The organism is Pseudomonas sp. G5001 (assembly GCF_013385475.1).
Lineage (GTDB): Bacteria > Pseudomonadota > Gammaproteobacteria > Pseudomonadales > Pseudomonadaceae > Aquipseudomonas.
This window is the reverse complement of the sequence record NZ_JACAPZ010000049.1, coordinates 1-25,322: the sequence shown is the minus strand read 5'-3', so window position 1 is coordinate 25,322 and position 25,322 is coordinate 1. Positions and strand designations below refer to the sequence as shown.

General features: G+C 61.9%; 13 protein-coding genes. 1 reads left to right on the top strand and 12 read right to left on the bottom strand.

Annotated elements, in window-relative coordinates:
- Positions 1–8: 8 nt before the first annotated feature.
- The 6 genes from HX805_RS29530 to HX805_RS29505 all read right to left on the bottom strand — a co-directional run bounded on the left by HX805_RS29530 (position 9) and on the right by HX805_RS29505 (position 12,335).
- A complete protein-coding gene (locus HX805_RS29530; protein ID WP_177117579.1) occupies positions 9–1,199 on the bottom strand; it encodes an HlyD family efflux transporter periplasmic adaptor subunit in 1,191 nt (396 codons plus the stop codon).
- Positions 1,200–1,225: 26 nt separating this feature from the next.
- Positions 1,226–3,409 carry a type I secretion system permease/ATPase gene (locus tag HX805_RS29525; protein WP_177117549.1) on the bottom strand — a complete coding sequence of 728 codons (2,184 nt, stop codon included), beginning with the start codon at positions 3,407–3,409 and terminating at the stop codon, positions 1,226–1,228.
- Positions 3,406–4,803: a TolC family outer membrane protein gene (locus HX805_RS29520; protein ID WP_173406114.1), complete on the bottom strand. Its 1,398-nt coding sequence runs from the start codon at positions 4,801–4,803 to the stop codon at positions 3,406–3,408. Before HX805_RS29520 ends, HX805_RS29525 begins: the two co-directional genes overlap by 4 nt.
- A 182-nt stretch (positions 4,804–4,985) precedes the next feature.
- Positions 4,986–9,047, bottom strand: a complete 4,062-nt coding sequence (locus HX805_RS29515; RefSeq protein WP_177117548.1) for a BapA/Bap/LapF family large adhesin — start codon at positions 9,045–9,047, stop codon at positions 4,986–4,988.
- Between the two features lie 868 nt (positions 9,048–9,915).
- On the bottom strand, positions 9,916–10,803 hold the full coding sequence (gene mmsB, locus HX805_RS29510) for a 3-hydroxyisobutyrate dehydrogenase (protein ID WP_003214181.1): 888 nt from the start codon (positions 10,801–10,803) through the stop codon (positions 9,916–9,918).
- Between the two features lie 14 nt (positions 10,804–10,817).
- Entirely contained in the window at positions 10,818–12,335 is a 1,518-nt protein-coding gene (locus HX805_RS29505; RefSeq protein WP_177117547.1) for a CoA-acylating methylmalonate-semialdehyde dehydrogenase, read from the bottom strand.
- A 131-nt stretch (positions 12,336–12,466) separates the two neighbouring features.
- Here HX805_RS29505 and HX805_RS29500 point away from each other — a divergent pair, with 131 nt between their 5' ends.
- Positions 12,467–13,414 carry a LysR family transcriptional regulator gene (locus tag HX805_RS29500; RefSeq protein ID WP_008430612.1) on the top strand — a complete coding sequence of 316 codons (948 nt, stop codon included), beginning with the start codon at positions 12,467–12,469 and terminating at the stop codon, positions 13,412–13,414.
- A gap of 135 nt (positions 13,415–13,549) precedes the next feature.
- On the opposite strand, the gene HX805_RS29495 is transcribed toward HX805_RS29500, so the two are convergent.
- From HX805_RS29495 to recC, 6 genes are all read right to left on the bottom strand, one after another.
- Positions 13,550–14,041, bottom strand: coding sequence for an OmpA family protein (locus HX805_RS29495; RefSeq protein WP_003214188.1), 492 nt, complete (start codon positions 14,039–14,041; stop codon positions 13,550–13,552).
- 4 nt (positions 14,042–14,045) lie between these two features.
- On the bottom strand, positions 14,046–15,314 hold the full coding sequence (locus HX805_RS29490) for a diguanylate cyclase domain-containing protein (RefSeq protein ID WP_003214191.1): 1,269 nt from the start codon (positions 15,312–15,314) through the stop codon (positions 14,046–14,048).
- Positions 15,311–15,880 (bottom strand): YfiR family protein, encoded by a 570-nt coding sequence (locus HX805_RS29485; protein WP_032898591.1) that lies wholly within the window; start codon positions 15,878–15,880, stop codon positions 15,311–15,313. The genes HX805_RS29490 and HX805_RS29485 overlap by 4 nt, the downstream gene beginning before the upstream one ends.
- Before the next feature lie 161 nt (positions 15,881–16,041).
- Positions 16,042–18,093: an exodeoxyribonuclease V subunit alpha gene (gene recD, locus HX805_RS29480; protein ID WP_177117546.1), complete on the bottom strand. Its 2,052-nt coding sequence runs from the start codon at positions 18,091–18,093 to the stop codon at positions 16,042–16,044.
- Complete coding sequence (gene recB, locus HX805_RS29475; protein WP_177117545.1) at positions 18,090–21,767, bottom strand: exodeoxyribonuclease V subunit beta; 3,678 nt, start codon at positions 21,765–21,767, stop codon at positions 18,090–18,092. Before recB ends, recD begins: the two co-directional genes overlap by 4 nt.
- Positions 21,764–25,213, bottom strand: coding sequence for an exodeoxyribonuclease V subunit gamma (recC, locus tag HX805_RS29470; RefSeq protein WP_177117544.1), 3,450 nt, complete (start codon positions 25,211–25,213; stop codon positions 21,764–21,766). The genes recB and recC overlap by 4 nt, the downstream gene beginning before the upstream one ends.
- Between the last annotated feature and the right edge of the window lie 109 nt (positions 25,214–25,322).

Here is a 25,322-nt window from a genome sequence, read left to right as displayed (position 1 = left end):
CACCTCGCCTAACGCTCGCGCAAGGCCTCCCGCGCACGGTTCATGGGCTTGATCAAATAGTCGAGCACGGTTTTCTGGCCGGTCTTGATATCCACCGAGGCAATCATCCCAGGCACAATCGAAAACGACTTGCCGGCCTTGTTTTTCAAGGTGTCAGCGTCGGTGCGGATGAACACTCGATAGTAAAAAACTTCTGGCTTGACCTCGTCCTGGATAGTGTCCGGAGAAATGGTCACGACCTTGCCGTCCATGCCGCCATAAATGGCGTAGTCGTAGGCGGTGATCTTGACCTTGGCCACCTGGTCGGGATGGATAAAGGCGATATCTCGCGGGGAGATACGCGCCTCGATCAACAACTGCTCATCCAGGGGCACAATCTGCATCAGGCGCCCGTTGGGCGGGATAACCCCGCCGATGGTGGTGACCTCTATCCCCTTGACGATACCGCGCACCGGCGAGCGCAGGGTCAGGCGGGTCACCGAGTCGGAGCGCCCGCGCATGACTGACGACAGCGTCTCGACGTCGGCATTGACCTTCGCCAGGTCCTCACCGGCCCGCACCATATACTCGGAGCGGGCCTGGGTCAGTTTCAACTCCAGCTCGGCCTTTTGGCGCTTGAGGCGCAACACCTCAACGTTGCTGGCGGCGCCGACCTTGGCCAGGTTTTCGGTGATTTCCAGCTCGCTACGCACCAGCCCGAGCGACGATCGCACGCCGGCCAACGATTCTTCGAGGCCCTTGCGCCGAGTGTTGAACAGGTCGGTTTCGGCGCGCACCAGTGCGGGGTAACGCTCAAGCTCCGGGGGGAACAGTAACGGTTTACCGTCTACCTCGGCCTGCAAACGCGCGACGCTGGCCAGCGACGCCCGGTACTTGGCGGCACTTTCATCAAAGTTGGATTCGGTCTTGGTCGGGTCAAGCCTGGCCAACGTCTGGCCATTTTTGACGATATCGCCCTCCCCCACATTCAATTCCGTGACGATGCCGCCTTCCAGCGACTGGATGATTTGCTCACGCGAGGTCGGGATGACTTTGCCGCTGCCCGTCGAGACTTCCTCCACTTCAAAAAAGTAGGCCCAGGCACCAAACGCAATCAGCATGACAAACACCCAGCCCACCACGCGCGTGGCGCGCACCACGGTGCGTTCATCCACGCCGTCGTGGGTATGCCGGGCGCCTTCGTCTTCGGTGGCGAGCAGGGGTATGGTTTTCGGCGCAGGGCTTTTCACTGGGTTTTCCCCTTCGGTTTGGACAGGCGCGCAATCGCGTTGGCTTTGCTGTCATCGACGATGATCTGGCCGTTATCGACCACGATCACCCGATTCACCAGGCTCAATACACTCATGCGGTGCGTGGCGATAATCAGCGTGCGGTGGGCTGCCCAGCGGTCGAGGTTGTGGATCAACTGGCGCTCGGTCGCTTCATCCAGGGACGCGGTGGGCTCGTCGAGCAACACGATATGCGGCTGGCGAATCATCAGCCGCGACAGCAGCAGCGACTGACGCTGCCCGCCCGACAGGCCCAGGCCACCTTCCAGGATCATGTGGTCCAGGCCGTCGGCGAACTTGCCGATGAAGTCGCCCGCACCGGTCAGCGCCAGGGCCTGGAGGATTTCCTGATCGCTGGCATGCGGCGCCCCCATGATCAGGTTGTCGCGCAGCGTGCCGTGGAACAGCCGCGAGTTTTGTGTCATCAGCCCCACATCGCGGCGCACGTCGGCGGGGTCGATGTGGCTGAGGGCAACGCTATCCAGGCTGATGGTGCCGGCCTTGAGGTCGAGCATCCCGGCCAATGCCTGCAACAGCGTGGATTTACCCGCGCCGTTACGCCCCAGAATCGCGATGCGTTCGCCCGGCTGGATCTTCAGGTCGGCCACACGCAGCGCCGGTACGGGGGCATCGTCGGAATACTGGAACGTGGCCTGGCTCAGCGCGTATTGGCCTTTGATCACCGGCAGGTGCACGCGCTTGCTGCCCTCGGGATGGTCCACCGGCAATTCCATGATCCGGTTCAGGCCTTGCAGCGCAACCTTGGCCTGCTGCCAGCGCGTCAGCACCTGGGTGATCTGGGACATCGGCGCCATCATCCGCGACGCCAGGATCGACGCCGCGACAAGGCTACCGGTGGTCATGTCGCTGGCCATGACCATGGGCGCACCGAACACCACCACCACGGCAAACACCGAGCCCTGCACATTGTTGCTCCAGGCCACCAGTTTGTTGGTGAGCAGGCGCAGGCGCAGGCTGGCGTCGCCGCAGGTGGCGTTGTAGTGATTCCATTGTTGCTGGAAGCGCTGTTCGGCCTGCAACGCCTTGATGTCGTCCAGGCCTTGTATGGTCTCCACCAGCATGGCGCTGCGCAACGAGCTTTCACGCATCGACTCATTCGCCAGTGCCGCGAGTTTTTTCTGCGCCAACAGCCCGGGCACTATCAGGAACAGCACAGCCACCATTGGCACCGCCACCAGCGGGCCGGCGATCAACCAGTAGATCACCAGAAACAGCAGGAAGAACGGCAGATCGGCCAGCGCAGTGGCGGTGCTGGAGGTGATCAGCTCACGCAGTTGCTCCAGTTCCTTGAGCTGCGAAATGAACGAGCCGGTGGACTTCGGCCGGGCGCTGTTACGCAAGCGAATGGCATGCCCGAACACCAGGTCGGAAACGCGCAGATCCGCGCGTTTGCCGAGCATGTCGGTGATGCGCACACGGGTGATGCGCATGATGAAATCAAACACCAGCGCCAGCATCACCCCGCCAAACAGCACATACAGGGTGGGCATGGATTCGGCCGGGATCACCCGGTCGTACACCTGCATCGAAAACAGTACCCCGGCCAACCCCAGCACGCTGGTGACCAGCGACGCGAGCATCACATAGCCATAGGGCCGCAAGTCGCGCAGCACGATGTTTTTGAACCACGCCTTCTCGTAAGGCTTGATGTAGTCGTCGACACGCCGGTCACGCACTGCCGCCATGGGTCGCAGAATCACGCTCTTGCGCGCTTGCTCCAACAGGTCCTGGCGGGTGAGCCGGCTTTGCAGGCCGCCGTCGCCGCTGTAGGCGATGCCCAGGTTGTCGCCGTCGCCGAGGGTTTCGAGCACACCCACCTGGCCGTCGGCAAATTGCAGCACCACCGGTAATTGGCGCTGCATCAGCGTGGTTTCGCTGAAGTCGGCAATCACGCAGTTCAACCCCGCCTGGCGGGCCATCTGCCGTACCACCTCTTCCACCGAAGCGCCTTCGGTCCATTGTGAAGCGATGCGCACGCTTTGGGCCGAGCATTCCAGGCGGTAATGCCGGGCCACGCTCAGGACGGCCTCCAGCCACACGTCATAATCCACTGCGGGCGCCGGGTTCAGCGGGGTTTGTACTGCGTTGGTTTCGTCCGCAAGCATCACAGCATCATTCATGGCCGAATCTCCACACCTTGCAGGGTGCTGTTGTCCAGGTGGAACGCCGTGCGCAGTGCGCCCGTGTTGTAGAGGCAATCGATTTTCAGGCGGCGCAGGTCAGCGGCGGTGTTTTCCCGGTCCATGCGTGCCTGGTGAATTTCCTGCTCGGCATTCAGCAGGTCGAGCAACGGCCGTGTGCCCAGTTCGAGGTACTGCTGGCGATACAGGTCGCGGGTTTCGGAGATGCTGCGCTCACGAAAATCCAGGGTGGATAGCCGCTGGCTGAGGCTTGAGATTTGATCCCGCGCCTCCAGCAACCCCTGGCGAACCGCAAGGCGCGCGGCGTCGTTGGCGGCATCGGCGGAACGCAGGGCCTGTTGCGCGGCGGATTTGCGGGCGGTGATTGCGCCGCCCTGGTACAGCGGCATTTTCACGTTGAGAAATACGCCATAACGGGTACGGTCGCGGCCGCCGGGGACGTTGCTGTCGTCGTTGTTGTCCAGGTAGTGCGTGATGGACGGGTCCAGCGACACGGTCGGCAACGCCTCGGCACGGGCTTGTGCAATCAGCGCCAGCGCATCGACACGCTGCGCCTGGGCGATCAGCAGGGTCGGCGTGACTGCCGTATCGGGTACCACGCCCACGCAGGATTGCTCCAGGCTTGCCGGAAAACCATTCGCCACGCTCACTGGCGCCTGCGACCCAAGCAGACTGCTCAACGTGCTGCGCCAGCGATTGAATTGCGCGGTGAATTGCAATTGCGTCGCCACCGAGGCCTCGACCCGCGAGCGGGCCTGGATCAGGTCCGAACGGGTGCTGGCGCCCATGTCGCTGCGCTTTTTGGCCAGCTCTGCAATCGCCGAAATGCCGTCGATTTGCTCGCGAGCCAGTTGCACCAGCAACTGCGAGCGCTGCAGTTCGATCACGGCGAACGAGGTATCGCGCGCCACCTGATCGATCGACAGCAACACCGACGCCTGGCTGGCACTGACCCGCGCCAGCGCACTGTCGACAGAACTTGAGACCTTGCCGAAGTCATAGAGCATCTGCGACGCCGACAACGAAAACGCACGGCTCTGGCCGTTGCCCCTCAGGCCGCTGTCGTAGCCGGAGTTGAAGCCACCGCTGACTTGCGGGTAATAACCGGAACGGGCGATGTTCACGTTCTCGTTTTGTTGGTACAGCTGGCCGATCGCCTCGGAAATTGCCGGGTGCCATTCCACCGCCAGTTGAATGGCGCGTGTCAGGTCAAGGTTGCTCGGTATGACGTGCTCGGGTGCCACCGGTGCGCTGACGCCCGTTGGCCCGCCGGGTAAATGTGTGCCCAGGTTGCTCGGGCTGATGATGTTGACGCGTTCTTCATCGTCGATATACGACGCTGCCATGACCGGCGCACGCTCGGGCGCGATCATTGCGACTGCCAGAATTACGGCAGACAGCTGCTTGGCCAAACTCTTTTGCCTCACTGCTAGTCACCTGACTGTTGTCAAACCTGATGAGTACAACAACGGACCGTGACTGACGTCACGGCCCATCGCTGCATTACCGTTGGTAGGGAAAACCGGGCCTTGCGGCCCGGCCGGCAGGGGTGGCGTTACACCACGCTGATGCCGCTCTGTACCCAGAGCTGATGGGTTTCATCTTCCGGACTGGTGTAGATCACGTACTCAAGACCGTTCTCTACCTGGGTCGCACCGGCGCTCCAGTCACCTGTCAGGTGCACGCTGTCCTGATCGTCGCCCTGGATCATCAAGCGATCCGACTCAGGCCCGGTGATGGACACCAGGTCTTCGAGGCTCAGGGTCAGGTCGACGGCGCTGACATCGTTCAGGTCGATGCTGTGCACCCCGCTGACTGTGCCAATCAGGTCGGTGAGGTTGATGGCTGCATCGCCGCCTTCCCACAACAACCCGTCTGCACCCGCGCCAGCATCGACATGGGTGAAGTCGGTGTCGTCGGCCACCACGGCATCGTGGTGATCGCCGTCAACGTTGGCGCCGTCATCCGCCGCCTGGTCCACCGCACTGTGGGCAGCGGCAATGCCGGCACCTTCAGTGGCTGGCGCACCCGGGTTGGCGTCGTCCCAGACCAGGTCGCGATCCGGCGAGTCGATGCGCACGTAGAGGTCGGCGGTGTCTTCCTGGCCGGTTGGCGTGGTGAGCTTGTAGGTGAATTTATCCACCTGGCCAATCTCGTCCAGCGTCAGCCCGGCATGCGGGGTGTAGACGTACTTACCATCGGCAAACACGGTCAATGTGCCGTGGTCACCGTTGATTTTCGTCCCCGTTTGCCCAGGAATCACATAGACCCCGTTGACCAGCACACTGAGTACCGTCAGCGGCGAACCGAGGACATCCGGCCCGGACAAGCTGTCGGACAGCAGGTTGCCAGTCGCATTGCTCATTGCACCGGTCACGAACTCCGTGAGGGAGGTGGTAGTGAGCTTCTGCGCAATGTGCAGCGCACTCAGCGACAGCACGGCACCGGTCGTCCCGGTCACGCGATAGGTCCCGGCATCCAACCCTTGGAACGTGTGGTTCGCCTGGGTAGTGGTCTGCTGCGTGACCCATTCGTTACCGATGAACTTCTGCAGATTGACGGTCGTGCCTGGCAACAACGCAATGCCGGTGACGGTGACGTTGATCGCAAGCTCTGCGGTCGTGCCCGTGGCAACATTGATCTCGGCACCCGTACCCGTACTGCTGCCGAGCAGTGCCAGGTTGTAGCTCAGGGTCGCCAGGTCGGCCTGGGTGACCAGGTTGACGATGTCGATCTGTGCCGAACCCAGGTCATCATTGGCAACCGTGTTGATCACGCCGGGCGCAGATGGATCGGTAGCGCTCCAGTCCACGTTGACACTCGGGCTGTCGATACGCACATACAAGGTTGCCGAGGCCGAAGCACCGGCACCATTGACCAGGTGATACTCGAAGGCATCCACCTTGCCGATGCTGGCGACATCGCCGTTCGGGGTGTACTTGTACTCGCCGTTGGCGAAGATGGTCAGCTGACCATATTGGCCCTGCAGCACCGTGCCGGTGGTGGCGTCGGCATCGACGAATTCGCCGTTGACCTCGACCTGCACCTTCACTGGCCCGCCGGTTCCCGGTTCATCCGGTTTACCGCCAATGCCCGGGTCGGTGATGACGTTGCCGGTGACATCCGGCCCTGCTTCCCCGGTGAAGTCGGTGAGGCTGTCATTGGTGACGCTCAACTTGGCCGTGGCCCCTGCACCAACGCTGACCAGGTTGGGGTCGAGCTTGAGGGTAAAGCGATACTGCCCGGCTTCCAGGCCTTCGATTTTGGCGCTGGAGCTTTGTCCGAACAGCCCCAACAGGTCGAGCAAGCCCGAACCGTTGCTGCCTTGCTGCACCGGCAACCATCCACCGGCACCGTCGCTCACTTCCAGCGTGGCAGTGAAGCCACCGCCCAACAGCGAGACCAGGTCGGCCTGGGCAAACTGCAGGTTCAGCGTTCCGCTGGAACCCTCGGCAACCGAGAACTCCTGCTGCTTGGTGTGATCGCCCAGAATGATGCCGCCGACACCCAACAGGGTGAACACGCGCATATCGGCCAGGCCGGTGTTGGATGTTACGGGTTTGATGGTTACTTCGCCGGTGGCGAGGTCGTCGAAGGCTTCGAGGTCGGCGTCGGCGTCGGCGTCGGCATCGGCATCGGCATCGGCATCAGCATCAGCATCGGCGTCCGCATCAGCGTCGGCGTCCGCATCAGCATCAGCATCAGCATCAGCATCAGCGTCGGCATCCGCATCAGCGTCCGCATCGGCATCCGCATCGGCATCCGCATCCGCATCCGCATCAGCGTCAGCGTCAGCGTCAGCGTCCGCATCGGCATCGGCATCGGCATCAGCATCAGCATCAGCATCAGCATCAGCATCGGCATCGGCGTCCGTATCATCAATATCAACAGCGATCACAGAAGCCGGAACAGACTCGTTGCCTGCTGCATCGGTCAATGTGACAGCCAGTGTTTCGCCGTTAACCTGAAGCGGATCCAGGGTGACTTGAAAATTACCGTCGTCGCCGACCGTGCCAGTGCCGATCACGTTGCCATCGGCGTCTTTCACGGTAACGGTCGCGCGCGGTTCGCCCTTGCCGGTAACGGTGCTGCCATCTTCGCCAACCACCAGGTTGGTTGGGGCATCCGGGGCGATGGTGTCCCCCGCGATGACGATGCCTGGCAGGGATTCCTTGCCCGAGAAGTTGCGCAGGAACACGCGTAGCCGCTCGCCATTGATGTGCAGCGAGTTCAGTTGCACCAGGAATGTGCCGTCATCTGCCACTGTTCCGCTGCCGACCACTTCACCAGCATCGTTGAGGATGATGACTTTGTGGGCCGCGGCGCCTTCACCGCTGAGCGTGTCACCCACGTCACTGATTGCCAGGTTGCGCGGCGCAAGCGGTGTCTCAATATCGGCGACAACCAGCGCACCCGGAGCCGACTCATTGCCGGCAGCGTCTTTGAGCGTGATCGCCAGGCTTTCGCCTTCGGACGCAGGTGTGTCGAGCGAAACCTGGAAATTGCCATCCGCGCCGACGGTGCCCGTACCGATCACGTTGCCGCTGGCATCCTTGATACTCACGGCAGCGTTCGGTTCACCTTTACCGCTGACAGTTGCGCCATCGGCACTGATCACCAGGTTGGTCGGCGCATCCGGGGCGGTGCTGTCGCCAGCCACCACGGGGCTGGCGGACGATTCATTGCCGGCAGCATCCTTGAGGGTGACTTGCAGGGTTTCGCCATTGGTTTGCGCAGTTCCCAGGGTGACCTGGAAGTTGCCTTCAGCATCCACGGTGCCGGTGCCGAGGACCTCGCCATTGGCATCCTTGATGATCACGGTCGAATTAGGCTCGCCCTTACCGCTGACGGTTGTACCGTCTGCACTGACGGCCAAACCGTTCGGTGCGGCGGGGGCGGTTGTATCACCCGCTACCACAGACGCAGGTTGCGATTCCTGACCCGCTGCATCCTTGAGGACGACTTGCAGGGTTTCGCCATTGGTTTGCGGCTTGTCCAGGTTGACCTGGAAGTTGCCGTCGGTACCCACAGTGCCTGTGCCCAGTACGTTACCGGCGGCATCCTTGACGGTGACTGTGGTGCCAGGCTGACCTTTACCGCTGACCACCGTGCCCGCGCTGTTGACCGATAAACCGGTCGCAGCACCGGGTGCAGGAACTGGCGTTTGATGATGATGGCCACCACCACCGCCACCACCGCTCAATGCCGCGGCGGTACCGCCGACGGCGAGGATGCCCAAGCCCCACAGCACCCAGTCCGGCACCGCACTGTCAGCGGCAATGGCTGCCACACCCAGGTCGTCCAGGGTCGAGATTTCGGTGAAGTTGAAACCCGAATACGGCGTGGAATAGTTGCCGAGCAACAATGTTCCGTCGGCATTTTCCAGTACCAGTTGGTTAGCGGAGCCGTCGGCTCCCACCACAAAAAAGTTCTGAATGGTGATGGTTTCTCCAGACTTCAGAGTGACCACCAGGTTTTGGCCGGACTGTTGAAACGATTGAACGCTTTCTTGTCCGAACGGCAGTTTTACAATGCTGGTTCCCTTGAGGCTGGCGTTGCCAAAGGCATGCTCTGTCGCCGTCCCCGTTGCCTTGTCGACAATAGTTATGTTTTTCATCTCTCACCCGTTTTTTATATGGACACACGTATTTCAGCGCGAGCGAATGCCCACGACGGTAGTTACCGCCGAGCACGAAACTCTTTTTGCGTTTATATAGGACTGGTCAGGATTTACAGCGATCAACCGACGCCGGTTTCTTCACGACATTGCAGACCCACACGCGTGCGCTTGCAACACGCTGACACCGAATGAGGTGGCACATCCTTGGCGTCAGAATAAGCCTGCCCGGGCCTTGGGCTGGGCTGCATCGCAGCCCAGAGGTCGAGCAACCGGGAGAGGTGGCGGGCCAGGATGCGGGCTTTTTCAAGTTCCAGGGCGGCCTCGTTCGATGAGGCCGATAGCCCTGGGAAACCCGATGTACGCATCCATTCGCTAGCCATCTCTGACACACCTGCACAACTTTGAAAGTACAACGCTTCGGCGGAAGTTATCGAGACGCAGCAACCATGACCACGCTCGCAAAACCGATACTAGCGAGGCAATAGTCAACATCAAAGAGAAATGTAAACACGCAATAAACATGGGTATTTAATGAGGGAAGCCACGACAAACCGAACACACATAACCGAGAAATCAATTATAACGGCATGATAATCGAGCGCTCCATGGACACTCACCAAATGAATAACCCATGATCAAAAACATGATATTTCAGCGTCACACCTGAAACTTGTAAAAGTTTATTTCACAACTATAACAATGCAAAAAAACCTTATCCCTAGGCATTAGTCGATAAGTAATACCGCCCTCCCACAAACGTCGCGAAGGGGTTTATTCAAGCCAAAAAAAAACACCAGTAGTGAGCTGGTGCTGGAAGGTCTACGCAGTAAAAATCAGGGGCCCACAGTGAAGAAGGACAATCGCCCTACTTTGGTTTTCGATAGCTGTTGATGATCGCCGAGAAGTCCTTGCCCCCTTCCCCACGTTGGCTCATCGATTGATACAACTGCTGCGCCACTGCGCCGAGGATCACCGGCTGGTGTGCCTGGCGGGCCGCTTCAGTGGCCAGTCCCAGATCCTTGAGCATCAGTTCCGCACCAAACCCACCGGTATAACCCCGGGACGACGGCGCCGTCTCGATAATCCCGGGCCATGGGTTGTAGGTGTCCGAACTCCAGCAGCGCCCGGTGGAGCTGTTGATGATTCCCGCCAACACTTGGGTGTCGATGCCCAGCGCATCGCCCAGGGCCATGGCTTCGCTGACGCCGACCATCGTGATACCCAGCAGCAGGTTGTTGCAGATCTTGGCGATTTGCCCGGTGCCGACTTCGCCGCAATGGACGATGTTGCGGCCCATCTGCGCCAGCACCGGTTGCAGGGTGGCGAACAGTTCCGGGGTGGCGCCGACCATGAAGGTCAACGTCCCGGCCTGGGCACCGCCGGTGCCGCCGGACACTGGAGCATCCGCCATCACCACGCCTTGTTTCGCTGCCGCCGCCGCTACATCGCGGGCGGTCTGCGGGTCGATGGTGCTGCAATCCACCGCCGGCACGCCTTTGCCGATGCCGGCGAGCACGCCGTCTTCACCGAGCCACACACTGCGCACATGGGCCGCAGCCGGGAGCATGGTCACCACCAACTCGGCGCCTTCGGCTGCCGCGCGCGGTGAAGCGCTGATGGTGCCGCCCAGTTCCGCCAGTTCCTTGAGCACGGTCTGGTTCAGGTCGAACAGGTTCAGCGCATGGCCAGCCTTGATAAGGTTGCGCGCCATCGGCGCGCCCATGTTGCCCAGGCCGATAAATGCAATCTTCATGGTCGTCTCCTCGATCAGCGCAGGTTGATGGTGGTGTTGACGCCATCGTTGACGCTGTCGTCGTCGAACCAGCGGCTGGTGACGGTTTTGGTCTGGGTGTAGAACTGCACCACTTGCTTGCCGTACGGGCCCAGGTCGCCGAGTTTCGAACCACGGGAACCGGTGAAGCTGAAGAACGGAACCGGCACGGGGATCGGGATGTTGATGCCGACCTGGCCCACATCGATTTCGCTCTGGAATTTACGCGCTGCCGCGCCGCTCTGGGTGAACAGGCCGGTGCCGTTGCCGAACGGGTTGGCGTTGACCAGGGCGATGGCTTGGTCGAGGGTGTCGACTTCCAGCACCACCAGCACCGGGCCGAAGATTTCCTGGGTGTAGATCTGCATGTCGGTGGTCACGCCGGAGAACAAAGTCGGGCCGACGAAATTGCCGTCCTCGAAACCCGGCACCTTGATGCCGCGGCCATCCAGCTCCAGCTTGGCACCTTCTTTTACGCCGCTTTCGATCAGGTCGAGAATGCGTGCCTTGGCGCGCTTGGAGATTACCGGACCCACATCGGTACCGGCTTCGCTGCCGGCGTTCACCTTGAGCTTTTGCGCCAGGGCCTTGAGGTCCGGCAGCCATTGCTTGGCCGCGCCTACCAGCACCACCACGGAAGTTGCCATGCAACGCTGACCCGCCGCACCGAAACCGGCACCGACCAGGGCGTTCAGGGTTTGTTCGCGATTGGCATCCGGCAGCACCACGGCGTGGTTCTTGGCGCCCATCATGGATTGCACGCGCTTGCCGTGTTTACCGGCGAGGTCGTAGACGTGAGTCCCCACGGCGGTCGAACCGACGAAGGACACGGCCTTGATATCTTTGTGGGTGCACAGCGCATCCACCACGTCCTTGCCGCCGTGAACCACGTTCAGCACACCGGCTGGCACCCCGGCTTCCAGCGCCAGTTCAACCAGCAGCAGGGTCGACAGCGGGTCCTGTTCCGATGGCTTGAGTACGAACGTGTTACCGCAGGCAATGGCCATCGGGAACATCCACAGCGGAATCATCGCCGGGAAGTTGAACGGGGTGATGCCGGCGCACACGCCGATCGGCTGGCGCAGGGTGTAGGTATCCACACCGCCGGCGACGTTTTCAGCGAATTCGCCCATCTGCAGGGTGCCGATGGAGCACGCGTGCTCGACCACTTCCAGGCCACGGAAAATGTCGCCTTCAGCGTCGGCAATGGTCTTGCCCTGCTCGGCACTCAGGACCACGGCGATGCGCTTGGAGTGCTCGCGGATCAAGGCTTGCAGCTTGAGCATGATGCGCATGCGCGCACCGATCGGCGTCAGCTTCCAGGTCTGGAAGGCGCGATGGGCGGCGTCGATGGCAGCGTTGACTTCTTCAGGGGTGGAAAACGGTACGCGGGCCAGCACTTGCTGGGTAGCGGGGTTGACGATGTTTTGCCATTCGGTGGTCCTGGATTCGACCCACTCGCCGTTGATCAGCAGCTTGACCTGTTTTACGGAAATATCGGCAGATGCGTTCATGTGGTCTCCAATTCTTGTAGGTATGCAGAGAACCAAGGCGTTGAATCGCCTTGAGGATGAGGCGTTCGGACTGTTTTTGGAGTATAGATGTGCAAACTTCTAATAAGAACGCACATAAAAGCCGGTCCAATATGCAAAAAAACATCACGTCACTGGGCTCCCTGAACTGGGATGACCTGAAGTTTTTCCTCGAAGTCGCGCGTACCCGCAAGGCCAGCGTCGCTGCCAAGCGCCTGGCGGTGGACTACACCACGGTGTCACGGCGCATCAGCTCCCTTGAAGGATCGTTGGGCACTCTCCTGTTTGAAAAGTCCCGGACCAACGGCTTCGTATTGACCACCGAAGGCCAGCGCCTGCTGGGCTACGCCGAGTCCATCGAAAGCACGTTGCACATGGCCTGCGAACAGGTTTCCGGCTCCGGCGTGGCGCTGTCCGGCCACGTGCGCATGGGCTGTACCGAAGGGTTCGGCAGCTTCTTCGTTACCCCGCAACTGAGCCACTTCGTCGACACCTACCCGGCGATCTCGGTGGACATCCTGCCCCTGCCCCACTTCATCAGCCTGTCCAAGCGCGAGGCGGATATCGTCATCGCCCTGGAGCGACCGGAACACGGGCCGTACGTGTGCTGCAAGCTGTGCGACTACAAGCTGCAGCTGTACGCGACGCAGGAATACCTGGACCAGCACCCGCCCATCCGCCGGGCGGCGGACCTGGCCGAGCATCCGTTTATCAGCTACGTGGATGATTTAGCGTTCAGTTCAGAGCTGCTGTACCTGGCCAATGTAGTGCCCGGCGCCAGCGCCAGTTTGCGCAGCACCAGCGTGATTGCGCAGTATGTGGCGGCGCAGCAAGGGCGCTCGCTGGCGATCCTGCCGTGCTTTTTGGCGGCACAGGACCCGCGATTGCTGCCGGTGCTGGGCAAGGAGATCAATATCACGCGGCAGTTCTGGATGTACTGCCGCGAGGACTTGAGGAAGTTGAAACGGATCACCCTGCTGTGGGATTACATCCGTGAGGTGACCGAGCAGAATCAGCCGTTGTTGATGGGGGAAACGCGGGAGATGGTGTTTGCCGATTAAATAAAATGTGGGAGCCGGGCTTGCCCGCGATAGCAGTGTGTCAGTCACCCAATACATCAACTGATCCACCGCCATCGCGGGCAAGCCCGGCTCCCACATTGATTGCATTCCAACTCGAACTGCCCGAAAGCCAGACTAGTCCGCAATTACCACAATCGACACCCGGCGATTCTCGGTGCGCCCCGCCGCTGTCGCGTTGGACGCCACCGGCTCGCTGCTGCCCAGCCCGCGCAGTTGTACGTTTTCTTCTTTCATCCCAACGCCTGCCAACACGTGCGCAACGCTTTTGGCTCGGCGCAGGGACAGTTGCTGGTTGTAGGTTTCCTTGCCCGAGGCGTCGGTGTGGCCGTCGACCCGCACGCGCTCAATGCCCACGCCCAGCAGCGCCTTGCCGATGCGCTGGACGATCTCGGTGCTGGGGGCATTCAGACTTTCGACGTCGCTGCCAAACAGCACCTTGCCCGAGAGGCCGAAGGCCCAGCCTTCGTCAGTCAGTTCAAAACCCTGCTGTTTGAGCACGGCGATTTGCGCCGGTGTCAGGCCTTTGGGCGGCGGGGTCTGGCAGCCGCTCAGGGCGAGCAGAGCCACGAGCAAGGTGATGAATAAAAAGCGTGCGGTCGAGAACAAGGGATCAACTCCTGTGTTGAACGTCGGCGGCGGGGGACTCCGATTCCGCCGTTTGCTGGCCACCCTGGGAAAGCCGTTTGGCCTGGTACATCGCCGCATCGGCGGCGTTGAGCAGGTTACCGGGGGTGGCGCCATGATCGGGGTAGACGGCGATGCCGATACTGAGTGAGGTCAATACGTGGGCGTCGCCGGGCAGCGCAATGGGCGCGTCCATGCTGGCGATGATTTTTTCGGCAATGCGCTGGGCGTCCTCAAGTCGGTGCAGAGGCGACAGCAAGATGGCGAATTCATCGCCGCCCAGGCGTGCCACCAGGTCGTCTTCACGCAGTTGCGCACGAATGCGCGTAGCCACTGCCACCAATACCGCATCGCCGGCGGCGTGGCCGAAGTTGTCGTTGATGTCTTTAAAGCGGTCGCTGTCGAGGAACAAGACCGCTACTTTTTCATTGAGCTTGGCGGCGCTGCGCAGGGCGCGGATCAGCCGACCTTCGAAGAACGCACGGTTGGGCAGCCCGGTCAGGCTGTCGTGGCTGGCCTGGTGGGCGAGGGTTTCGTTTTCGCTTTGCAGGTGGGTCTGCCAGGCCTCCAGTTCGTCGAGCAGGGCATTGAAGTCATTGCCCAGGCTGTCGAGTTCGGCGATTTTCGCCGGCGGTACGCGTCGGTCAAAGGCCCGCTCGCTTCGGGCGGCGTGGGCCACCGAGGCCAGGCTGTGCAACGGCCCGGTGATGCCGCGTAACAAACGCCGCGCCAGGTACAGTGCAACCCAGGCGCTGAGGGCGGTGCACACCAGAATCCCGGCAAGGCCGCTGAGCAGGAAGCGCAACAGGCTGCCGCCGTGGCCGGTCAGGTGCACGCTGCCGATGACCTGGCCCTGGTGCAGGATCGGCTGGGTGATGGGCTGTTCGAGCAGGGCATGCGCCAACTGCAGCTCAATCATCGACAGCATCCCGGTTTCAGGGCGCTCCCAGTGGGCCAGTTGCTTGCCGTCGACGTTGAAGACTTCCGCCTCGGCCACTTCTTCCTCAGAGGCGATCACGCCCAACGCCTCGGTGGCCGCCGCGCTGTCGTTGAACACCACGGCCGCTTCCACGGTGTAGTTGATGGAGCGGGCGATCAGGTGCAGATTGTGGTCGGCATACACCCGCAGCGCGAGCACGCCGAGCAGGGTCAGGGAGATACTGGCCATGCTGACGGCCATCAGCGCCAGGCTCAGGTGCCCGCGCCCGATCACTGAACGCAAGGTAGGACGCACTGGCGCCTTATCGACACTCATGACCCCGGCGCTCGACGTCGGGACAGCTGCAGCACACTCGGATGAATGCGCACACCGCTACGGGCAACGGAATCCAGGTTGACCTCGAACGACACCTGTTCGTCGGCTACCCGCAGGCAGAACAGGCTGCCCACGGTGCATTGGTCGCCGCCTTCGCTGATGCTGAGCACTGGATGGCCGATCAATGCCGCGAACAGGCGGCTGCGCTCGTCGCTGGTCAATTGGCCGATGTACACGGCATCGCAGGCATTGGCGATGTCTGGATGGTCGGCCAGCAAACGCTGCACCACTACCGGACGGCCGGTAGCCTGGGTGGTGCCTTTGACCAGGTCATCGGTGTATTGGGTTGGCCCGACGATGCACAAACGCAATTGCGCGGGCTCTACCGGCCAGCGGGCGTAACTGAGAATTCCCAGGACCACTTGGGTGACGGCCTTGGCCCGCTGATCGGCCATGCCGGCAGGCGGCTGGGCAAAAACGAGGGGCGTGAACACGCACAGAAGCGCCAACAGCAGCATTCGTCTCCAGCTCAAACTTCGCTCTGTGGGCGAGACAGCCACGTTCATGCAGCGATTCTCTTTGATCTTCTCGGGATGATGCCGCAACGATAGCACAACGGCGGAAAACCCCCGAGGTGACACCCAGGAGGATTCCGACATTTTATTAAGAAAAATCACACATTTGGATCAGAAAATTTAGATGTCCCATCGGTCAGCTTCTTTGACGATCAAGTGCCCAGTTCCAGCATCAGCCCACTCAAGCGTTTCACCTTGCGGCTCACCGCCTCTTCGAATACGCCACCCCGGGGTTCGATCAGGCTGAACCAGTCCTTGGCGCGGGTGATGCCGGTGTAGATCAGCTCTTTGGTGAGCACCGGGTTCAAGGCGTCCGGCAAAATCAGTGCGGTGTGGGTGAATTCAGAGCCCTGAGATTTGTGCACCGTCATCGCGTAGACGGTTTCGACGTCGTTGAGCCGGCTGGGCAACACAAACCGTACGCCGCCCTGGCCATCGTTGCGCGGGAACGCGACGCGCAGAACCTGCGGCCCGCCGTCGCTTTCGGGCAGCTTGAGGGCGATACCGATATCGCCGTTCATCAGGCCCAGGCCGTAATCGTTGCGAGTCATCAACACCGGGCGCCCTTCGTACCATTGCTGGTCGCTGTCGATCAGCCGAGCCTTGAGCAGCGCGGCGGTGATGCGCAGGTTCAAGCCCTCCACGCCCCATGGGCCCTTGCGTACGGCGCAGAGCAGCTGGAAAGCGTCGAAGGCTTTCAGCAGCTTTTGCGCCCAGAGCGTCCAGGCCTCGTCATCCCGTGGCGTCTCCAGGGACGGACGCGCGGTCTGCAGCAGTTTCAGGTAATGGCGATAACCGTGGGCACCGTCGCCATGGCCGTCCAGCACCAGGCGCTCCAGGGCATGGTCGTGCTCGCCCTTGAGGCTGACGCAAAACAGGTCGGCATGGCTGCGGGCAGCCAGCAGTTTGCGGGCCTGATCAGGGTTTTGCTGGTTGACCCAGCGGGCCAGTTGGCCAATGCCGCTGCCTTCGCCGAAACGCCGCGAGTAACGCAGCATCACCACTTGTTGCGCCAAGGGGTGGCTACCGTCGAGGTCTTCCTGCAGGCCGCTGGCGCCGAGGTCTTCGCCGCTGACCTGTTGCAGCCACTGGCGGGTTTGCGGGCTGTAGAAACCGACTTCGGCGTCGCGGCACAAATCCCCCAGCACCGCCCCGGCTTCAACCGAGGCCAACTGGTCCTTGTCACCCAGCAGCACCAGGCGAGCATGGGGTGGCAAGGCGTCCAGCAGGTTGGCCATCATTTCCAGGTCGATCATCGAGGCTTCGTCCACTACCAGCACATCCAGGGGCAACGGATTGCCGATGTGATGCCGGAAGTGTCGGGTGCCGGGACGGCTGCCGAGCAAACGGTGAACGGTGGTGACCTGGGTTGGGATTTTTTCCTTCACCGCATCAGGCACTTTCAGCGACAGCACTTGCTGGCTGATGGACTCGGTCAAGCGCGCGGCCGCCTTGCCGGTGGGCGCCGCCAGACGGATGCGCAACGCGCTGCCCGCTTCCACGGCGGGGGCCTGCAACAGCGCAAGCAAACGCACCACCGTGGTGGTCTTGCCGGTACCCGGCCCGCCGGTGACGATGCTGAATGCACCGCGGGTGGCCAAGGCGCAGGCGAGTTTTTGCCAGTCGACCACACCGTCTGGCGGGGCCTGGTCGAACAGGCGATTCAGGCGTTCGGGCAGATCGGCGGCAACGCTTTCCCGGGTGGCGAGTCGCAGGCGCAAAGCGCTGTCGATGCGCCGTTCGTAGGTCCAGTAGCGGCGCAAGTACAGGCGCTTGCCCGACAGCACCAGTGGCCGGCTTTGCGCCTCCTCGCTGCCGTCGACGGCCAGTGCCACCAGACGGCTGGCGGCCAGGGCATGGCACCAATGGGCGCCGTCCAGGCCGTCGAGCAACTGTGATGGCAGCAGCATGACGCCGGTTTGCACATCGCCTTCGGGTGGCAGCGACAGAGCGAAATCCGGGGCCTTGAGGGTTTCGAACAGGTCCAGGCATACATGGCCATGGCCCAGTTGGTGGCTGGTCAGGGCCGCGGCCAGCAGGACTAAAGGGTCAGCCTGCGGATCGAGTTCGTGGAGGAAGCCGACAAAGGCCTTGTCCAGCGCGCGCAACCAGCCGCGCTGCACCCAGAGATCGAGCAGTTGCACCAGGTCGGCGGCGCGGCTGAGGGGCGTCAGCTCCTTAAGCGGTAACGGCGACAGGCTCATAGCAGCTCTCCTTGTTCCCAGGCGGGCTCGGCCTTGGGTGGTAGCGGTTTGCCCTGGAACAGCAGGTCCAGGCTTTCGATCAATTCCCGGGGCGGTCGGGTGAAATACGCGCCCTGGCTCGCGGAATGGGTGCCCCGCAGGAACAGGTACAACGCGCCGCCGACGTGACGGTCGTAGTCGTAATCCGGCAGCCGCGCCTTCAGCTGGCGATGCAGGGCCAGCAGGTAAAGTACGTATTGCAGGTCGTAACGATGGTCGAGGATCGACAGTTCCATGGCCTGCTGCGTGTAGGCCGAATCATCGGGACCAAGCCAATTGGATTTGTAGTCGGCCACGTAGTAGCGGCCTTCGTGTTCAAAGGTCAGGTCGATAAAACCCTTGAACATGCCGTTGAGCAGCACCGGTTCGGCGGCCACGCGGGATACGCCATTGTGAGTGTGCTGGCACACCAGTTTGTCGAGTGCGAGGACGTCGACCTTGTGGCTGGCAAACCAGAACTCCATTTCGATCTGGTACTGCCGCAACTCGCTAAGGGCCACCTGCCCGTTGCCCAGCGGCAACCGGGCTTGCAACAGATGCCCGAGCCAACCGCCGAGTGTGCCGATCCAGCCTTCCCAGCCGCGTCGGTTGCAGCGGCGGGCGACCGCATCTTCGATGGCCTCCGGGGTAACATTGAAGCCTTCGCCGCCCGCCCATTCCAGCAGGCCATGGAGAAAGGTGCCGGGATTCGGCCCGCGTGGGAAACGGTGAATATCGCCACCGGAAGCCGGCACTTCGCGTGGGGCATCCGGGTCGAGGCGTTCGTCATCGAACAGCTTCTGCGCTTGTGGGCTTTCCGGCGCTTCGAGGCTCGCCGCACTCATGCTCTCGCCGATACGCAGCGCACTGTAGGAAGCGATCCACCAGTTTTCTGCCGCCTTGCGCTTGGGCAGCAGCGGCGCGAGCAAGGTGGCTTCGTTACGCGGCGGGTGGAATACGACCGCATCGGCCTCGGGCATTTCTGCGTAATGCAGTGCCGGGCAACCTTCCTGCAGGTCAAGCAACCAGCGGGCCAGGCCGCCGGACTCGCCAAGTGCGGCGCCGCCGCCGAGCAAGTAGCCCAGGGCCGACAGGTGCAGCACCGAGCTGTTGTTATTGCCACGCTTGAGGTCGGCGATGCCCAGCCAGCAGGCGTGTTTGGCGCGGGTCAGCGCCACGTAAAACAGACGCAAGTCTTCGGCCAGGCGCTCATCGTCGGCTTGGGCGATCAACTCGGCGGTGGGCCTGAGGCTGACCTGGGATTTGCCGTTTGCGTCGTGGTAATGCAACGGCAGGCGGCTGCCATCAACCGGTTTTGCCGAGCAAATGAACGGCAGGAAAACCAGGTCGTATTCCAGCCCCTTGGATTTGTGGATCGTTACCACTTTGACCAGTTGTTCATCACTTTCCAGGCGCAGGATCTGCTCTTCACCGGCCTGGCCGGAAAGCGCGAGATGTTCGGCCAGATGGCGAATCAGCGCTTGTTCACCGTCCAGCTCTGCGGCCGCCTGTTGCAGCAATTCCGAGAGGTGCAACAGGTTGGTCAATACCCGCTCGCCATCGCTGCGGGTGATCAGGGTTTGCGGCAATTTGAAGTCGTGCAACAGGCGCCGCAGCATCGGCAGCACGCCTTGGGTGCGCCAGATCGTACGGTAATCGCGGAACTGCATTACGCGTTGTTCCCACGCCAGTTCGTCCTGGTTCAAACGCTCCAGTTCGGGCAGCGACAGGTTCAAGGTGACGCAAGCCAGGGCGGCGCGCAGTGGGCGCTCGACGTCCGGCTCGGCACAGGCCTTGAGCCAGGCCAGCAGGTCGTGGGCTTCCTGGGCGGCGAACACGGAATCCTTGTCGGAAAGGTAAACACTGCGCACGCCTCGGGCAGCCAGTTCACCGCGCACGGCCTGGGCTTCCTTGCCGTCGCGCACGAGGATGGCGATGTCTGACGGCAGCACGCCTTTGAAGCTAGCGTCTTTGCCGAGGAATCCGGCGGTTCCCTGCTGGCCGCCATTGAGTAACGCGACGATTTGACTGGCGCAGGACGCGGCCAACTGTTGGCGGTAGAGCACGCCGGAGATCGGCTGGTCGGTGGGTAGATGCCAGAGATTCAGCGCAGGCAACGTCTGACCGTTGACCTGCAGTTGTTCCTTACGGCCTTGGGACAATACCGACTGGAACGGCACCGGATTCGTACCGTCGGGTTCACGGAACAGGAACGCTCCACGGCCTTTTTCTGCGCGCTGGAATACGTGGTTTACCGCCTCGACCATGGCGTGGCTCGAACGGAAGTTGGTGCCCAGGGTGTGATGGCGGCCGGTGGTGGACTGGCGCGCGCGCAGGTAGGTGTAGATGTCGGCGCCACGGAAGGCGTAGATCGCCTGCTTTGGGTCGCCGATCAGGAACAGGCCGCTGTCGAGGTGGTTTTCTTCGATGCGGTAGATGCTGTCGAAGATGCTGTATTGCACCGGGTCGGTGTCCTGGAACTCGTCGATCAGGGCGACCGGGAATTGCTCGCGGATCACGCTGGCCAAACGCTCGCCGCCGTCGGCTTGCAGGGCGGCGTTGAGGCGGATCAGCATGTCGTCGAAGCCCATTTCGGCGCGCCGGCGCTTTTCTTCTTCGAAGCGTTTCCCCACCCAGCCGGCGGCGTGTTGCAGTACAGCAGCATCGGGCGTTGGCAGGGCGTCGAGGCTGGCCTTGAGACTGGCCATGGCGTCGATACCCGGATGGCGGGGTGGTTCGCCTTTCCAGGCTTCGGCCATGCCGTCGGGGGTCAGGCGGGTGAAACCGGTGCCGATGTCCAGTTGTTCGAGAGACTCGTCAGCTGCCCAGGCGCTGATTTTTTCGAACCAGGGTTCGAAGTAACGGGCTTGCATCTTGCGACCATCGACGGTCTTGGCGGCGACGGCCTGCAGGCAAATGTTGCGCAATTCTTCTGCCCATTGTTGCCAGGGCGCCTTGAGCGCGACGAGGGCTTGGCGGCGCTCTTGCAGGCATTCGTTGATCAGCTCGGCGGGGTCACGCGTTTCATCCGTGGGCCGCTCGCTGCCGAACAGCGCGCGTACCCGTGGCATCAGGGCCGCCGGGCCGCCCCAATTGTTGCGCACCCAGTTCAGCGCATCGTCGTGCATCGGGTAGCAGAACAGCCTCCAGTAGTCGCGCAGCACTTCGCCGAGCAGGTCGCTGTGGTCGGTCTCCAGGGTCTGGGTGAACAGGCTCCCGCTGTCGAAGGCGTGCTCGCGCAGCATGCGCTGGCACCAGCTGTGAATGGTCGAGACGGCGGCTTCATCCATCCACTGGGCGGCGATGTCCAGGCGATTGCCACAGCCGGGCCATTGTTCGGGGCTGTATTGGTCGCGCAGTTCGGCGATCAACGCGTCGGGTTCTTCGATTTCTTCGCGGAAAAAACGCGCGGCTTCTGCCAGGCGGATTCGGATGCGTTCACGCAGCTCTTTGGTGGCGGCATCAGTAAAGGTCACGACGAGAATTTGCGGCGGCAGCAACTCGCGGCCGAAGCCCGATTCGTCCCCTCCGTGGCCGAGTACCAGACGCAGGTAGAGCGCTGAGATGGTAAATGTCTTGCCTGTGCCGGCACTGGCTTCGATCAGTTGGCTGCCCTTGAGCGGGAAGGCCAGGGCCAGGGGTTTTGTACCGCTCATGCGCTGGCCTCCGCGCTGGTGAGTGATCGCCAGGGAGCGTTGATCAACGGTCGATAGAGGGTTTCGCACCAGCCTTCGAACTCTTCGCTGGCCATCAAGGTGGCGTAGTCGGGGAACTGTCGGATGAGCGCAGGGCTTTCACGGCGCTCGCCGTCGCTGGTTTGGCCGTCGCCTTCGTAGGCTTTGCTGGCGGCGGCTTGCGCTTTGGCCGGGTCGGTTTGACCGAGCCAGGCGAATGCGGTTTTAACGGCGACCGGCAGTGGTTCGCTCATGCCGGTTTTCCAGGCGAGCAGCAGGTTGCCGAGGAGCTCCCGGGCTGTGGCTTGCTCAAGTGGGGCCAATAGCAGTGTGTCGTCGCTGGCGACCAGGCCGGTACTTAACGGAAGACCGCAGGCGCAGGCCACCAGGTGGTTGACCCATGGGCGAATCAGGCGATGCCACTTACGGGTCTTGATCGAGCCGATGCTGTTGGGGATGGCGGTGACGCTTAGAAAGCCGCCATCGCTGCGTTGATGCAGGCCACTGATCCAACCTTCCAGCTGGATGCCTTGATGCTCAAAACTGATCGGTTCGGCGCTGGTGTGCGGAGTGGGCCAGAGTGCCAGGAGTTGCTGGTAACGCTGCAACAGGTCGGGCAGAGGCTCGATCAGTTCTTTGCGCAGGCATTCGCCGAAACCAACCATCGGCAACAAGCCACTGCCTTGCAGACGCAGGGCCTGGGCGTTGAGGGCTTCGTCGAGGTTGTCGGGGCGGGTGAGTGCCGCCGTGAGCAAACTGTCGCTCAGGTTATAGCGCTGCAGTGCATCGAGGACGAAGGGTTCTTCATCTTCCAGCGGGACTTCGGCGGCTTCGAAAAATACTTTCAGGCGCTGGCTGAAAAAGTGTTTGACCGGGTTGCGCAGGAAGTCTTGCAGTTGGCCAAGGCTCAGCGGTTCTTCCTGGGTGTAGGGTGCGAGGCTGCCGGTATCGGGCAGGCTGTCCGGGATTGCGTGGAGCAACTGCCATTCGCGGGCGTAGCTGAACAGCTCGTCACCTTCATGGAAGTAGCGGGCGCTGAAGGGCTGGAGCGGGTGTTCCTGGGTGGTGGCTTCCAGGAGTGGTTCGCCACTGGTGGTGTGCCAGCCGCTGGCAATGTGGTCGCGCAACTGCCCGATCAGGACCGATGCCGGGCGGTCACTGTTGTCGCGGATACTGCGGCCGACCCAACTGATGTAGAGCTGGTCGCGGGCGGAGAGCAGGGCTTCGAGCAACAGGTAGCGGTCGTCTTCGCGACGTGACCGATCGCCTGGGCGGTAGTCGCTGCCCATCAGGTCAAAGTCCAGCGGCGGTTGTGCGCGTGGGTAGTCGCCATCGTTCATGCCAAGTAGGCAAACCAGCTTGAATGGGATCGCGCGCATGGGCATCAAGGTACAAAAATTGACAGCTCCCGCGAGGAAGCGCTGGGACAGCCGGCCTTGGTCGAGGCCTGCCAGCCAGGCCTCGCGGACTACGGTCAGGGGTAATTCGTCATGCAGTCCGACGGACTCGCAGGTCTCCAGCCAGGTTTCTCTCAGTTGCTCGAGTTGACCCAACAGGTAGTCGTCGTGCTCGTTGCTCGGGAGGAAGAACAACTGCATCAGGTTTTGCAGGCGCTCGCCCCACTCTGTCGGCGCGGCAGGTTGCGAAAGTGCCTGGTGGGCATCGTGCAGCGCATCGAGCAGTGCGACTAGCGGGCCGATCAAGGCCGCATCGAGGCCGCCGATTTCATCGTACGGCTCGATGCCATCGCAGGCAGAGCCCGTACCAACGGCGTAGCCCAGGAGCATGCGACGCAGGCCGAACCGCCAGCTGTTTTGCTCCAGCTCCTGGGGCAAGCCGAGGCCGGCGCGTTGTTCGGCGTTGAGGCCCCAACGGATACCGGCGCCTTCGATCCAGCGGTGCAGGGTCGGCAGGTCGCGTTCCTTGATGGCGAAGCGTTCCCGCAGGGCCGGGACGTCGAGCAGGTCGAGGATTTCGCTGACCGGAAAGCGGCTGTCCGGGAGCTTGAGCAAGTGCTCGACGGCGATCAGTAACGGATCGCGACCGCGCTGGCCCTGGTCCGTAAGCGTGAACGGAATGAAGCGTAGGTCGCTTCTTTCAAGCTGGCCGAATACGGCGCGAATATGCGGCGCGTAGCTGTCGACGTCGGGGACCATGACGATGATGTCCCGTGGGCGCAGCGTGGGGTCGGCGCTGAAGCGCTGCAGTAACTGGTCGTGAAGAACTTCAACTTCGCGTTGGGCACTGTGGGCGATGTGGAAGCGAATGGAAGTGTCGCGCGCCAGGTCGACGCTTGGCCAGAGTTCACGGGTTTCGTTGAGGGGGCGCAGTTCGAGGATGTCGTCCTGGAGTTGGTTGAGCAAGGTGGTGGGCTCGCTCTCGCTGAACAGGTCGATACGACCGTCACGGAATGCCGAGCGGTAACTGTTGGGGTCGTCGTAGCTGTCCAACAGGTTGATGTAGTCGCGACCTTGCTTACCCCAGGCAGCGAGCAGCGGGTGGGCGTGCTGATGCAGGGTTTGCGGGTCGATGGTGACCGGCATTCCGGCCTTGCGTGCCTGGCGCTTGTATTCGTTTCGGAGCAGGTCTTTGTCGGCGACGATGTCGGACCAGTGATGGCGACAAGGGTTGTGCACACACAGCAGCACCTGGCTGAAACGGGCGAGGCCGGCAAGGGCTTCCAGCGCTTGGGCTGGCAAGGAGGAAATGCCGAAGACGATCACGCGGGAGGGCAGGCCTATCGGTGCCTGCTCCAGGCTATTGATGCGCTCGATAAAGCGTTGGTGAACTCCGGCGCGGCTTTGAGCCATGCCCTCCTCTCCTACGTCCAACAGCAGGGCGCGCCATAGTTCGGCTTGCCAGCAGTTGGCCGGGCTCAAGGGTTTGGATTCGCCACGGCCATTGCGCAGTTGATGGCGACCGGCAGCCCAATCTTCCAGCCAGTCGGCACGGTAGACCTGGTATTGGTCGAACAGGTCGGCGAGGCGTTCCGCGAGTTGGTAGCGTTTGCGCAGATCCGTATCGTGGGTCAGGAAGCGTTGCAGGGGTTCGAAATGGGGCTGATCGATCAGCTCCGGCAACAGGCGCATGAGACGCCAGGTCAGTGGGGCTTTATCCAGCAGGGACTTGGGCGGGATTTCGTCTTTGCCCAGGACCATGCGATAGAGCTGCCACATGAAGCTGCCGGGAAGCTGCACATCAATAGCGGCAGCGATGCCGCAACCGCCCATGTCGTCGTCTTCAGGGTCTTCAGCCAGCGCCAGTTTCAGCCACTGGGCAATACCGTTGCTTTGTACCAGGGCGATTTCGTTTTCCAGGGGAGCCAGCGGGTAACGGCGCATCCAGCTGACAACCAGGCTGCGCAGCTCATCCAGGCGGTTGCCGTGAACCACCATGAATCCAGCACTGAGGGACGTCGCATCCGGCATAACGGCTTCCTTGGGAAAAGCAAAATCGAGGGATGGACTTTAGCATTGAAGACAATCGTAGGCTGCAAGTGAGGAACACTTGGAGACGCTCGCCATACTTTCCGACCGC

Excerpts from the sequence above, each read along its gene's own strand:
- HX805_RS29525 (WP_177117549.1), bottom strand. The coding sequence starts at position 3,409 with ATGAATGATGCTGTGATGCTTGCGGACGAAACCAACGCAGTACAAACC.
- HX805_RS29520 (WP_173406114.1), bottom strand. The coding sequence starts at position 4,803 with ATGATCGCGCCCGAGCGTGCGCCGGTCATGGCAGCGTCGTATATCGAC.
- HX805_RS29515 (WP_177117548.1), bottom strand. The coding sequence starts at position 9,047 with ATGAAAAACATAACTATTGTCGACAAGGCAACGGGGACGGCGACAGAG.
- mmsB (WP_003214181.1), bottom strand. The coding sequence starts at position 10,803 with ATGAAGATTGCATTTATCGGCCTGGGCAACATGGGCGCGCCGATGGCG.
- HX805_RS29505 (WP_177117547.1), bottom strand. The coding sequence starts at position 12,335 with ATGAACGCATCTGCCGATATTTCCGTAAAACAGGTCAAGCTGCTGATC.
- HX805_RS29500 (WP_008430612.1), top strand. The coding sequence starts at position 12,467 with ATGCAAAAAAACATCACGTCACTGGGCTCCCTGAACTGGGATGACCTG.
- HX805_RS29490 (WP_003214191.1), bottom strand. The coding sequence starts at position 15,314 with ATGAGTGTCGATAAGGCGCCAGTGCGTCCTACCTTGCGTTCAGTGATC.
- HX805_RS29485 (WP_032898591.1), bottom strand. The coding sequence starts at position 15,880 with ATGAACGTGGCTGTCTCGCCCACAGAGCGAAGTTTGAGCTGGAGACGA.
- recD (WP_177117546.1), bottom strand. The coding sequence starts at position 18,093 with ATGAGCCTGTCGCCGTTACCGCTTAAGGAGCTGACGCCCCTCAGCCGC.
- recB (WP_177117545.1), bottom strand. The coding sequence starts at position 21,767 with ATGAGCGGTACAAAACCCCTGGCCCTGGCCTTCCCGCTCAAGGGCAGC.
- recC (WP_177117544.1), bottom strand. The coding sequence starts at position 25,213 with ATGCCGGATGCGACGTCCCTCAGTGCTGGATTCATGGTGGTTCACGGC.